Origin of the sequence: Leucobacter komagatae, from assembly GCF_006716085.1 — a bacterium.
In the GTDB taxonomy this organism is placed as follows: domain Bacteria; phylum Actinomycetota; class Actinomycetes; order Actinomycetales; family Microbacteriaceae; genus Leucobacter; species Leucobacter komagatae.
In genome coordinates this window covers 2,423,938-2,436,210 of sequence record NZ_VFON01000001.1, presented here as the reverse complement: position 1 = coordinate 2,436,210, position 12,273 = coordinate 2,423,938, and the positions used below count along the sequence as shown (strand labels likewise).

Genomic DNA, 12,273 nt, shown 5'->3' with positions numbered 1-12,273 from the left:
GGACTACCTGAGGAGTAGGTTCGGCTGTAGCAGGTAGCGGAAGCTCGCGTCGTCGGACTCATCCTTGCTGCGCTGGCTCGTGATCAGAACCGGCCCAGGCTTGCCTGGATTGTCTGTGCGAGTGAACGCGATCCTCGCAAACTCGGAGTGAGTCGAGCGCAATCCGTCGAGCAAGAACTGGGGTTTCAGCGAGACAATCATCTCGTCACCCTGCAGGTGAACGTCAACGCTCTCGACGGCCTGGGCCGACTCGGTACCAGCGGCCTCGAGCATGACTGCGCCCTCAGCAAACGAGAACCGAAGTGCGGCCTCACGCTCAAGCACCAGCCCAACACGACCGACGGCCTCTACGAGCTCTGCGGTATTTACCACGGCGTAGTTATCGACGTTTTCCGGGAAGAGTCGACCAACCGGCGGGTAATTGCCCTTGATCAGCAGGGACGTCACGGTCTTGCTACCGCCAGTAAAAGCGATAAGCTCGCGCTCCTCGTCCTTAATGATCGTGATACGAACTTCACCGTCGTTCGAGAATGTCTTCCCGACCTCCGTGACGATCTTCGAGGGAACAAGAGCGCTCAGGCTCTCCCCCGCGCCACGGTCTTCCCAATCAAGCCCACGCGTCGCAACGCGGTAGCGGTCGGTGGCCGTCAGCGTCAGCGAATTCTCGGAAACCTCGAACTGCACACCAGTGATCACAGGTGTGACGTCGTCTTTGGAAGCAGCGAGTGACACCTGAGCGACAGCATCTGCGAAGTCCTGCGCTGGAACGGCGCCGGACACGGTGTCAACAACAGGAACCTGTGGGTATTCCTCTACGGGCATTGCCGGGAGGCTGAACGAAGCGCTGCCGCAGCGAACTTCAACTCGGCTTTCGAGCAGCGAGACCTGCACGTCAGCGTGAGGAAGGCGCTGAGCGATCTCACCGAGGAGACGACCGGAGACAAGTGCGCGCCCAGCCTCAGCAACATCCGCGACAACGCCTGTACGAGCAGAAACTTCGTAGTCAAATGACGAAATCGTCAGTTCTGCGTCTTCTGCGTGAAGTAGTACTCCACTCAGCAGCGGTTGCGTTGGGCGCTGAGGGAGCAACTTCACCGCGAACGACACAGCGTCGCTGAACACGTCTCGGTTGACGGTGAATCGCATTTGTTTTCCCTTCCAGGCGCACCGGGCGCCAGCCCCACAATCTTTGCACACCTTGGTGTTCGGAGAAACCGGGTGTCGCGGAGCGGAGCGTGATTGAGTCGCTTACAAGAATTTGAAAACTTGTAATAGTAATAAGTCCTGTGGAAACTGTGGATAACTCGCCGGATCCCATACGGGGCCTGATAACTACACCGTTGTGACTTGTTTGTAAGCCGTGGATAGCGGCAGATCCGCATGATGACGGCGAAGTCACAAAAATCTTGTAATTCACAGGCGAACCTCCATCCTCCACATTTTTAAGAAGTTATCCACAGTTATCCACAGGCAGCTGTGGGTTGTGGACGATTATCGGCCGTGCTGCCTTACTCTCGTGGTGAGTTCCGAGACCTGGTTGTAGACGGAGCGGCGCTCCGTGATGAGCTGAGCAATCTTCTTGTGGGCGTACATCACGGTCGTGTGATCGCGGCCGCCGAAGAGTTGACCAATCTTCGGAAGTGAGAGCTGTGTGAGTTCGCGGCAGAGATACATCGCGATCTGTCTCGCGAGGGCGATCTGCTGCGCACGCGACGGCCCGTATAGGTCGTCGACGGCGAGGTCGAAGTACTCAGCGGTGCGACTGATGATGTCGGTCGGCTGAACCTCATTGTCGTTGTCGATCGAGATGAGGTCCTTCAGCACCGTCTTGACGAGCGGCATGTCGATGCGCTGACGGTTCAGGTTCGCATACGCGGTGACGCGAATAAGGGTGCCCTCGAGCTCGCGGATGTTCGAAGAGAACTTTGATGCGATGAACTCGAGAATGGCGTCATCGACGTCGAGGTGCTCGCGCTGGGCCTTCTTGCGCAGGATCGCGATACGCGTCTCGAGGTCGGGCGCCTGAATGTCGGTGAGCAGGCCCCACTCGAAGCGCGAGGTAATGCGCTCTTCGAACCCCCGCAGTTGCTTCGGCTGCACATCGCTGGTGATGACCACCTGCTTGTTGTGACTGTGCAGGGTATTGAAGGTGTGGAAGAACGCTTCCTGGGTCTCCGCCTTGCCCTCAAGGAACTGGATGTCGTCGACGAGCAGCACGTCGACGTTTCGGTACCGATCTTGGAACTGTGCGCCCTGGTTGTTCGCGATCGAGTTGATGAAGTCGTTCGTGAAGTCCTCAGAACTCACGTATCGGACGCGAATTTCTGGGAAAAGCTCACGCGAGTAGTGGCCGATGGCGTGGAGCAGGTGAGTCTTCCCAAGCCCGGAATCCCCATAGATGAATAGGGGGTTGTATGACTGGGCGGGTGATTCCGACACCGCGAGCGCGGCAGCGTGCGCCAACCGGTTCGACTGACCGATGACGAACGAATCAAAGTCATACTTCTCGTTGAGATGCGGATCTTCGTAGCGGACCGCCGCCGCATGGCGACTGCGCGGCTCCTGAATCGGGCGCTCGGGGCGTGTCGGAGCCGGTGTCGGCGCCTGGAAATCGTTCCGCTCGATCGCTTCGGGCTCGGGCGCGGGAACCGCGTCCTCATCAACAATGACCACGAAGTTGTCGATGCTCTCGGCCGTTTGAAGCCCGGCGAGTGCGCTCATGATCGGCGGGCGCAGCCTGCCATCGAGCAGCTTCAGCGTGAAGTCGGTCTGCACCGCGAGATAGAGCGTGCCCGCCGCAACCCCACGGGGAGTCGCGAGCAGTAGCTGCGCCCCGTAAACGGGTCCAACGGAGAGATCAGCGTTGACATGACGCTTAATCTCTTCCCAGAGTTCGGTGAGTTCTTCGTCAGACATCTGCTTCTTCTTGGTGCTTCAGGGGTACAAATCGGGCGGGGTTATCCACAGCTAAGTGTAACCATTGGCGCGGATTCTATGCGCTCACCCGCACATTATCCACAGGTTTCGAAGTGCCTGTAAGTAACTCCCGATACACCGGACTTTGACGCGCCGCGAATATGGGCGTAAAGTAAGTACCTTGTATGGGCAGCAGCTCGTTTCTCGCTTGCCCAAAAGCCGACTTTCCCTGGGTCGTAACCCTGGGGATTCATACCATAAAGTCACGGAGTCCTGAACTATGAGCAAGCGTACCTTCCAGCCCAACAACCGCCGCCGCGCAAAGGTGCACGGTTTCCGTGCCCGCATGCGCACCCGTGCAGGCCGCGCGATCATCACCGCGCGCCGTGGCAAGGGCCGCGCGAAGCTTTCCGCGTAGTTTCTGGCCTCCGAGTCATCATGCCGGCTAGGCATCATCGGGTGACTCGTGGCGAGGACTATCGCCGAGTTGTCAGAACAGGGAACCGCGTAGGTGGTGCATTGTGCATTACCTACGCGGTTCCTCGTTCTGTCGGCGACTCCCCCGAGCACGGCGAAACCCAGCAGCCAGCGAGGTTCGGGTTCATCATCTCGAAGGCGGTCGGGAACGCGGTCACGCGAAACCTCATCCGCCGGCGCATGAAGACCGTCGCGGACGACCTCATCAGGGAGGGAGTCTCGGGGGTCGACCTCGTGTTCCGAGCACTTCCCCAGTCGGCAACCGCCTCCTTCGATGAGCTCCAGCGCGAAATGCACCGGGCTGTCCGCAAAATCCGCGTGGCCTGATGCGCCGGATCCTGCTCGAAATCTGGTTGCTGCCAAGGAATGCCGCGGTTGCAATCATGAAACTCTATCGGCGCGTGATTTCACCGCTGTATGGCGATGTCTGCAGGTATTATCCATCGTGTTCCCGATACTCTATGGAGGCGTATCAGCAGCGCGGATTTCTCGTCGGACTCGTCCTCACGATCTGGCGGCTTCTCCGCTGTAATCCGTTCAGCGCCGGCGGCATCGACGACGTACCGCCGAGCAGAGCCACGTACTTTGACATAAATTCCAGCGGCTTCGTCCGCCCCCGCATCCGAAAGGCCTGATCCAGTGAACTTCTTTGAGACAATTCTCTGGCCACTGAGGTGGCTGGTTGAGGTCGTCCTCGTGCTCTGGCATCAACTCTTCACCACCTTCGGCATGAGTGCTGAGAGCGGCCTGACGTGGGTGCTCTCGATTATCGGCCTCGTGGTCGTTGTCCGCTCCGCACTGATTCCGGTGACCGTCCGTCAGATCAAGTCGCAGCGTCGCATGATGGACATTCAGCCTGAGATGAAGAAGATCCAGGCGAAGTACAAGGGGAAGAACGACCAGTTCTCGCGTGAGGCGATGAGCCGCGAGACCATGGCGCTCTACAAGAAGCACGGCACGAACCCGTTCTCCTCGTGCCTGCCGATCCTCATCCAGATGCCCGTCTTCTTCTCGCTCTTCTACGTGCTCCGTAAGGCGTCAGAAAACACCGTCGGCATCGGCCTCATGAACCGCGAGCTCACCGATAGCTTCAACCAGGCAGAGATCTTCGGCGCTCCCCTGAAGATGAACTTCACTCAGGGCTGGGAGTCGCAGAACTGGGTCGTCGTCGGCCTGCTCGGCTCGATCGTGGTGCTCATGATCGCCTCGCAGTTCTTCACGCAGCTGCAGATCATGTCGAAGAACGTTTCGGATGAGACGAAGAGCTCGCCGATGTACCGCCAGCAGAAGATCTTGCTCTACATCATCCCGTTCGCCTTCCTGTTCTCGGGCGTCACCTTCCCGCTCGCGCTCAACATCTACTGGATGACGTCGAACATCTGGACCATGGCGCAGCAGGGCATCGTCATCAACACCATGCCGAACCCGGGCTCTGAGGCGTGGCGCGCGCGCCAGGCTCGCTTGAAGGCAAAGGGTAAGCTGACTGAGGACGCACCCGAGGCAGGCAACGACGTACCGAAACAGCAGGGCCAGCGCCAGCAGCCCATTAGCGCCAAGCGCGCAAAGAAGAAGAAGTGAGGACGGCCGTGACTGAAGAGCGCGAAGTCGTAGAGTCCGAGGAGCTGACCCTCGAAACCCTCGAAGCTGACGGCGACCTTGCCGCCGACTACCTCGAAGGGCTGCTCGATATTGCCGATCTTGACGGCGACCTCGACATCACCGTTGAGAACGGCCGCGCCTATGTTTCAGTCACGGGCGGTGGCGTGAGCATCGACAAGATTGCGAACCCGGATACCGTGCAGGCGCTGCAGGATCTCACCAGGCTCGCCGTGCAGGCGAAGACCGGACGCTTCTCGCGGCTCATCATCGATGTCGCCGGCTCCCGCGTAGCTCGCGAAGAGCAGCTCACGGGCATGGTCGACGCTGCGATCGCGCAGATCGCCGCGGGTCGTGAAGAGGTTCGTCTCGAGCCCATGTCCTCGTATGAGCGCAAGCTCGTGCACGACCAGGTTGCTGAGCGCGGGTACCACTCAGAGTCGCAGGGCGAGGGCAAGGGCCGTCGCCTCGTCATCCGCGCAGCCTAGATAGGTTTCACGTGAAACAGGAAGATCGAGGCCAGGAGGCCACGCTCGAACTCGAGCCGGCCGCCGCGGCGGTGATGGCGGGCGACCGCATCGACTCCCTGCGGGAGTTCGCGACGGATCTCGCCGCACGCGGTGAGGAGCTCGGCCTGATCGGGCCACTCGAGCTCCCCCGCCTGTGGACTCGGCACCTGCTGAACAGCGCGGTACTCGCTCCCCTGCTCCGCGAGGGCGGTCGCGTCGCCGACATCGGCACAGGAGGCGGGATGCCCGGGCTGGTGCTCGGCATCCTGCGCCCGGATGTTGAGTTCTTCCTTGTCGAGCCGATGGAGCGCCGCTGCCTCTGGCTCAATGAGCAGATCGAGCGCCTCGGCCTCACGAACACCCACGTGAAGCGCGGCAGGGCCGAGGAGTTCCACGGCGCATTTGAGGCGGACCAGATCACGGCGCGAGCCGTCACTGCCCTGAAGAAGCTCGTGCCCCTCACCGTGCCGCTGCTCCGTGAGGGCGGTGAACTCCTCTTCCTCAAGGGCACCTCGATCGATGCCGAGATCGAGGCCGCGCAGAAGACGCTGAAGAAGCACAAGGTTCGCGATATTGAGGTGATCGAACTCGGCGCAGACCTGCTTTCCGAGAGCACCCGCGTGTTCCGCGCTAAAGTAGGTATTCATGGCTGAGAAACCACTCGTCGCCGACCACCTCGAGGACAAGATCAAGCGCCGCAAGCGGCTCGCGAATACGCCCTCTCCCCTGCCCGAAGAGACCCGAATCATCACGGTTTCGAACCAGAAGGGGGGCGTCGGCAAGACGACGACGACGGTGAACCTCGCCTCGGCGCTTGCCAGGCGCGGCGCCAACGTGCTCGTCATCGACCTTGACCCGCAGGGCAATGCGTCGACGGCACTCGGAGTGCCGCACCGCCCCGAAATCACGAGCGTGTACGAGGTGCTCCTCGGCGACGCCTCGGTTGAGGAAGCCATTCAGGTTTCGAGCGACCACGAAAACCTCATGTGTGTCCCGTCGACGATCAACCTCGCCGGTGCCGAGATCGAACTCGTCTCACTCGTCGCTCGTGAGCAGCGGCTGCGCACCGCGCTCGACGCGTTCCTCAAGAACTCGGACAGGCCGTACCACTACGTCTTCATCGACTGCCCACCATCGCTCGGGCTGCTCACCGTCAACGCTTTCGTTGCCGGCGGTGAGGTACTCATCCCGATCCAGTGCGAGTACTACGCGCTTGAGGGTCTGAGCCAGCTCCTTGGCAATATTCAGCTCATCCAGAAGCACCTCAACCCGGGGCTGCGGGTATCGACGATTCTGCTCACCATGTACGACGCGCGCACCAACCTCGCTCAGGAGGTCGCGAACGAGGTGCGTCAGCACTTCCCCGCCGAGGTTCTCGACGCTGTGATTCCTCGTTCGGTGCGTATTTCGGAGGCGCCAAGCTACGGCCAGACGGTCCACGAGTACGACAGCAGCTCGATCGGAGCGCTTGCCTATCTTGAGGCCGCGGCCGAGGTCGCCGAGCGCGGCGCGCCAACGACGAACACAGACGAGGGAGATCAGGGATGACAACGAAGAAGCGTAGCGGTCTTGGCCGTGGCATCGGCGCGCTCATCCCACAGTCGCCGTCAGACGGGGAGCGACCCGTCGATGTCTTCTTCCCTGCTGCCGGAGCGGCGGCGGCCGCGGCAGCGAACGCTGTAGCGGAGCAGAAGGATGAGGATCTTGTGACAGTTCCTGGCGCCGAATTGCGCTCGCTGAACGTGAGCGACATCGTCCCGAACAAGTCTCAGCCGCGAACCGAGTTCGATGAGGAGGCGCTCGACGAGCTCACTCACTCGGTGCGTGAGTTCGGTGTGTTCCAGCCCATCGTTGTTCGCGAGATCACCCCCAAGCCGAAGTCGGGGCCGCACTACGAGCTCATCATGGGCGAGCGCCGTCTGCGCGCCTCTAAGCGCGCGGGCCGCGACACGATCCCGGCGATCGTGCGCTCCACCGCTGACGAGCACATGCTCCGTGATGCACTCCTCGAGAACCTGCACCGTGCGCAGCTTAACCCGCTCGAAGAGGCGTCCGCGTACCAGCAGCTCCTGGCAGACTTCGGCATCACGCAGGAGCAGCTTGCCGAGCGCATTGGCCGCTCGCGCCCGCAGATTTCGAACACGATCCGCCTCCTCAAGTTGCCGGAGCCCGTGCAGACTCGCGTCGCGGCCGGCGTGCTTACCGCGGGGCACGCCCGCGCGATCCTCGCGCTCGACGGGAACGTCCAGGCGATGCAGTCGCTGTCGGATCGCATCGTGAACGAGGGCCTGTCTGTCCGGGCGGCAGAGGCGATTGCGAGCGAGGCGCCGAAGCAGCGGACCCCGAAGGCCCGCCCCGGCGGTGTGCAGGCGCAGCTCAGCGAGATCGCAGACCGGCTTGGCGATCGCTTCGACACCCGAGTTTCCGTCAAGCTCGGGGCGAAGAAGGGCCAGATCGCTATCGAGTTCGCGACGATTGCCGACCTCAAGCGGATCCTCGACGAGCTCGGTGATCCCGGCTTCAACTGACCCCAATACAGCCCGAACCAGACCTGAACCTGGCCTGGCCGTAGTCGGTGACGCGACGCTGAGCTTCTATGCAGGCAGCAATGTTTGACTGGGGCAATGGAAGACACCGAGCGCAGCATTTCGGCAACCAGGTTTATCGCGGTTCCTGCGGGCGAGCTGTTTGAGCTCATTGCGGACCCATCGCAGCAGCCGAGGTGGGACGGCAACAATAACCTCTCGAGCGCTGCCCCGGGCCAGCGCGTGCGCGCGGTTGGCGACGTGTTCGTGATGACGAACGTCGGCGACCGGGTCCGCGAGAATCACATCGTTGAGTTCACCGAGGGCAGACGCATCGCGTGGCGGCCCTCCCCCGTTGGCGAACCGGCGCCGGGCCACCTGTGGCGGTGGGAGCTCGAGCCGACGACGGGAGGCACGTTCGTGCGGCACAGCTACGACTGGAGCGAACTCACTGACCCGGCCCGGTTTGAGCGCGCCCGCGCGAATACGCCGGAGACGCTCCGCGCGTCGCTCGACAGGCTCGCCGCGCTTGCCGAGGGCGACGCCTGATCCTCGCTCATACGCACGAGGCCCCGACCCGCTGATGCGGTTCGGGGCCTCGTGCGTGAACCCGGGGTTAGATAATTCCGGTGAGCTCGTTCTCGATCATCTGCTTCGGCATGGCGCCGATGATCTCGTGGACTTCCTTGCCGCCCTGGAATACCTTCATGGCGGGGATGGACGTGATGCGGTACTGCGCCGCGAGCGTGGGGTTCTCATCGACGTTGAGCTTCGCGATCAAGATCTTGCCCTCCTGCTCCTGCGCGATTTCCGCGAGCACAGGGGCTACGGCGCGGCACGGCCCGCACCAGGCGGCCCAGAAATCGACGAGAACGGGAATCTCGCTCTGTAGAACGACCTTCTCGAAGGTCTGCTCGTCTACGTTGATTGGCTCATTCATGATTGTGCTCCTGTTCTGCTGATTACGCGTTAGCCTGCGGCCGGGGCGGCGACGAGCGCGTCCTCAACCGCGGCGAGGTAGCGCTCGGCGTCAAGCGCGGCGACGGTGCCCGACGCGGCTGCCGTGACCGCCTGGCGGTAACTCGGGTCGATCACATCGCCAGCGGCGAAGACGCCCGGAGCGGAGGTGAGCGACGAGCGGCCCTCAACAGCGATGGTTCCGTCCTCCGTGATGTCGAGCTTGCCGTGCACGAGGTGCGTGCGCGGGTCGTTGCCAACCGCGACGAAGAGGCCCTCGATGGCGAGCTCGCTTGTGGAGCCGTCAACGGTGTTGCGGAGGGTCAGGCGATCTGCAGCGGCCTCGCCGTGAATCTCGGCAACCTCGGAGTTCCAGATGAACTCGATCTTCTCGTTGTCGAAGGCGCGCTGCTGCATGATCTTCGACGCCTTGAGCGAGTCGCGGCGGTGGATGACGTAAACCTTCTTCGCGAACCGGGTGAGGAAGGTCGCCTCCTCCATCGCGGAGTCGCCGCCGCCAACAACCGCGATCGTCTTGTCGCGGAAGAAGAAGCCGTCGCAGGTCGCGCACCACGAAACGCCGTGGCCCGAAAGTCGCTCCTCGCCCTCAACGCCGAGCTTGCGGTACGCCGAGCCCGTCGCGAAGATGACCGAGCGCGCCTCGTGGACGGTGCCGGTCGTGTCGGTGACGCGCTTGATCTCGCCTGAGAAGTCGACGTCGGTGATGTCGTCGTAGACGACCTCCGTGCCGAACCGCTCAGCCTGCTCCTGCATCTTCTGCATGAGGTCAGGCCCCTGGATGCCCTCGGGGAACCCGGGGAAGTTTTCGACGTCGGTGGTGTTCATGAGCTCGCCGCCCATGCTGACCTGGCTCGCAAACAGCAGCGGCGAGAGCTCAGCTCGTGCGGCGTAAATTGCGGCGGTGAAGCCCGCAGGGCCCGAGCCGATGATGATGACCTCGCGCATGATTCTCCTTATGCTTTGCCGGATGGCCGATAGGCGGTACAACCCATCCTAAAGCCGCGCTATTCCCGGGGGCTGTGTGTCCGACGACGTCGCACGCTTCGCCAGATTCCGAAGCCGATGAGGAGAGCCGCGGCTGAGGCGAGGACCGCGATCGCGACGGTCTCGACGGCGCTCGAGATGGTGATCTCGAGCTTGCCTGACGAGGCGGTGTACTCGCCGTCGATGCTCGTGATCGAGAGCAGCAGCGCCGAGTCTCCCGAGGAAACGCGGCTCGTCGTCGGAACGAGCACACGCTCGCTCGAATCCTCCGGGAGCACGATCTCGGGGAAGGTGCGCTCTGGCACTCGCAGCGCCGCCGAGGTCGGGGCGACCTCGAGGGTCACGACCGCGTCGAACGGGAGCGAATTGCGCAGCTGGATCGGGATCTTGGTTGACCCGCCGACGAGCTGCGCGCGCTTCGTGCCAACGAGCCGCACGCCGTCGTGCAGCTCGCGGTCGCGCTTTGCGAACTGCTTGGCTGTTGCCGAGAAGTCAGCGTCGGGCGCGGCGTTCCGCGTCGCGAACAGCGTGAGGAGGCGGAGGCGCTGGTAGCCGTCGAGGTACTCGGGGTTCACGAGCGTTGCGCGGGCTTCGAGCACGGTCGCCTCGTTCTCGGTTGCGGCGTCGAGCAGCTCAAGGCGATCCTCATCGGGCAGCGCCGCGGCTAGCTGCGCCGTTCCCTCCTGCTGTGCGCCGAGCGCGATCGGCTTGATCCAGCGCTGCGTCGTCAGTTCGCTCAAGACCTGCTCGGGATGCTCGGCGTCGGTCGATCCTCCGCGATCGACACCGAGAACGAGGCCCTTGGTGTCTGACCCCGCGGTGAGCGCGAGGCGCGCGGCGGCCTGCGCGCCTCCGAGCGCCCGCTCGGTCTCGCTTGCGCCGGAAAGAGCGAGTTGCACGCCGGCATCGAGCTCGGCGTCGGTGATGATCGCGCTCGCGTCGCCCAGTGACGCGCGGGGCCCGCCGGAGAGCGACACGTTGTCGGAGCGGAGCACCGTCGTGTCGAGCTCGGCGGCGCGCAGCAGACTGAGCGTGCGCGGCCCCACCTGGCCGGGGGCGGGCCAGGCCGCGGCTACCCCGTGCTGCCACTCCGTGAGCTGTTCGTCGGAGGGCGGCGGGACCTCGCCGTTGGCGGGATCGGTTGGTTCGGTTGGTTCTGTCGGCTCAGCGGGTTCGGCGGCGTCGGGCGGTTCCGTGGGCTCCGGCGGATCAGCCGGATCCGCCGGTTGCGAGCTCGCGGTGCTCTTCGCGCTCGCGGGATGCGCCGGATCAGCGGCCTCAGCGGCGTCGCCCTCCCCTGGCGCTGCCGGATCTGGCTGCTCCCACGCGCCGAAGCGGGTGACGAACTCGAAGCCCGCCGGCTGCAGTAGCTCGCTCGCGCCAAGCGCGGCCTGCGCGGCCGGGTCGGCATCCCCAAACTGGAGGAGGAACGTCGGGATCGTCGCCGACTCAAGCCTGGCGAGGAGATCGCGTGCCGCCTGCGGCGCCTCGAGACCGTACCCGCGAACCGCGACGACGAACCGAGGGTCGATCGCGACGATCGACTGCGTTTGCACGGCGTAGTCCATGAGGGCCGTGAGCCGGCCAGCCTCCTGGCCGAGCTGCGCGCGGGTCGGAAGCGAGAGGATCTTGGTCGACAGGGTGAGCGGAACGATCGAGGTGAGGTCCACCGTTGCCGACGCCTCCGCCGGGCCGCCCCACACGAGCGGGCTGAACGCAGTGAGGCTCGATGCCGCATCGGCGTCACTCGCGCGGTACGTCGCGTAGATCGGATAGACGCCGTGCGCGCTCGAGGTGAGCCCGGCATCCTTGATGGGCACCGTGACCGTGACGTGCTGCGACTTTCCGCTCGAAACCGCGTCGACGCTTGCGGTCGCGATGACCGTGCGCGCCGGTGGCGCTGACGCGTCGGTGGGATCCCCGGTGGGATCCGCGGCTGGGTCGACGGCGAGATCCTCCGCGCGCGGTGTCGCGCTCGTACCCGTGAGCCGCTCGCCGATCGCGAGTTCGACCGAGCCCTCTGGCGCGCTGAGCTCGCCCGAGTTCCGCAGCAGCACGGAGAACTTGAGCTCGGTCGCGTCGTCGGTGGTGACCGCGGCGTCGGGAGCGACGAATAGCTCGAGCGTCTCCTCCGCGGCCTCGGCCTCATCCCCGCTCGCGGCAGGCGTCTGCGTGGCGTGCGCATTCGCGCCCGAGACGAGCGGGAGAGCGCCCGCAGAGACGAGCGCGCTCACGATCAAAGCTGCCGCCAATGCTCTCGGTCGCCGGAGTACTCGCATGTGTGTAAG

Annotated in this window: 13 protein-coding genes and 1 pseudogene; 9 read left to right on the top strand and 5 right to left on the bottom strand. The window is 63.6% G+C overall.

Annotated features, from left to right (window positions below):
• Nucleotides 1-3 precede the first annotated feature (3 nt).
• Both dnaN and dnaA read right to left on the bottom strand, forming a co-directional pair.
• Nucleotides 4-1,146 carry a DNA polymerase III subunit beta gene (gene dnaN / locus FB468_RS11160; RefSeq protein ID WP_141887408.1) on the bottom strand — a complete coding sequence of 381 codons (1,143 nt, stop codon included), beginning with the start codon at nt 1,144-1,146 and terminating at the stop codon, nt 4-6.
• A gap of 345 nt (nt 1,147-1,491) precedes the next feature.
• Nucleotides 1,492-2,916: a chromosomal replication initiator protein DnaA gene (dnaA, locus tag FB468_RS11155; protein ID WP_141887407.1), complete on the bottom strand. Its 1,425-nt coding sequence runs from the start codon at nt 2,914-2,916 to the stop codon at nt 1,492-1,494.
• Nucleotides 2,917-3,196: 280 nt separating this feature from the next.
• Here dnaA and rpmH point away from each other — a divergent pair, with 280 nt between their 5' ends.
• From rpmH to FB468_RS11110, 9 genes are all read left to right on the top strand, one after another.
• On the top strand, nt 3,197-3,334 hold the full coding sequence (gene rpmH, locus FB468_RS11150; RefSeq protein WP_119285409.1) for a 50S ribosomal protein L34: 138 nt from the start codon (nt 3,197-3,199) through the stop codon (nt 3,332-3,334).
• Between the two features lie 20 nt (nt 3,335-3,354).
• Complete coding sequence (rnpA, locus tag FB468_RS11145) at nt 3,355-3,720, top strand: ribonuclease P protein component (protein ID WP_141887406.1); 366 nt, start codon at nt 3,355-3,357, stop codon at nt 3,718-3,720.
• The gene (gene yidD / locus FB468_RS11140; protein WP_141887405.1) at nt 3,720-4,028 is read left to right on the top strand and encodes a membrane protein insertion efficiency factor YidD; all 309 of its coding nucleotides are present in this window, start codon (nt 3,720-3,722) and stop codon (nt 4,026-4,028) included. Before rnpA ends, yidD begins: the two co-directional genes overlap by 1 nt.
• A gap of 4 nt (nt 4,029-4,032) precedes the next feature.
• Nucleotides 4,033-4,971 (top strand): membrane protein insertase YidC, encoded by a 939-nt coding sequence (gene yidC, locus FB468_RS11135; RefSeq protein ID WP_141887404.1) that lies wholly within the window; start codon nt 4,033-4,035, stop codon nt 4,969-4,971.
• A gap of 8 nt (nt 4,972-4,979) precedes the next feature.
• The gene (locus tag FB468_RS11130) at nt 4,980-5,477 is read left to right on the top strand and encodes a Jag family protein (RefSeq protein WP_141887403.1); all 498 of its coding nucleotides are present in this window, start codon (nt 4,980-4,982) and stop codon (nt 5,475-5,477) included.
• A gap of 74 nt (nt 5,478-5,551) precedes the next feature.
• Nucleotides 5,552-6,151 carry a 16S rRNA (guanine(527)-N(7))-methyltransferase RsmG gene (rsmG, locus tag FB468_RS11125; protein ID WP_141888273.1) on the top strand — a complete coding sequence of 200 codons (600 nt, stop codon included), beginning with the start codon at nt 5,552-5,554 and terminating at the stop codon, nt 6,149-6,151.
• Nucleotides 6,144-7,046 carry a ParA family protein gene (locus FB468_RS11120; protein ID WP_141887402.1) on the top strand — a complete coding sequence of 301 codons (903 nt, stop codon included), beginning with the start codon at nt 6,144-6,146 and terminating at the stop codon, nt 7,044-7,046. Before rsmG ends, FB468_RS11120 begins: the two co-directional genes overlap by 8 nt.
• On the top strand, nt 7,043-8,026 hold the full coding sequence (locus FB468_RS11115) for a ParB/RepB/Spo0J family partition protein (protein WP_141887401.1): 984 nt from the start codon (nt 7,043-7,045) through the stop codon (nt 8,024-8,026). The genes FB468_RS11120 and FB468_RS11115 overlap by 4 nt, the downstream gene beginning before the upstream one ends.
• 96 nt (nt 8,027-8,122) lie before the next feature.
• The gene (locus FB468_RS11110; RefSeq protein WP_141887400.1) at nt 8,123-8,572 is read left to right on the top strand and encodes an SRPBCC family protein; all 450 of its coding nucleotides are present in this window, start codon (nt 8,123-8,125) and stop codon (nt 8,570-8,572) included.
• Between the two features lie 67 nt (nt 8,573-8,639).
• Here FB468_RS11110 and trxA read toward each other — a convergent pair.
• The 3 genes and pseudogenes from trxA to FB468_RS11095 form a co-directional block, all read right to left on the bottom strand.
• Nucleotides 8,640-8,990, bottom strand: a pseudogene (gene trxA, locus FB468_RS11105) (thioredoxin); the annotation flags it as partial.
• Nucleotides 8,991-8,992: 2 nt separating this feature from the next.
• Complete coding sequence (gene trxB / locus FB468_RS11100) at nt 8,993-9,946, bottom strand: thioredoxin-disulfide reductase (protein WP_141887398.1); 954 nt, start codon at nt 9,944-9,946, stop codon at nt 8,993-8,995.
• Between the two features lie 59 nt (nt 9,947-10,005).
• Nucleotides 10,006-12,264 carry a DUF6049 family protein gene (locus tag FB468_RS11095; RefSeq protein WP_141887397.1) on the bottom strand — a complete coding sequence of 753 codons (2,259 nt, stop codon included), beginning with the start codon at nt 12,262-12,264 and terminating at the stop codon, nt 10,006-10,008.
• Between the last annotated feature and the right edge of the window lie 9 nt (nt 12,265-12,273).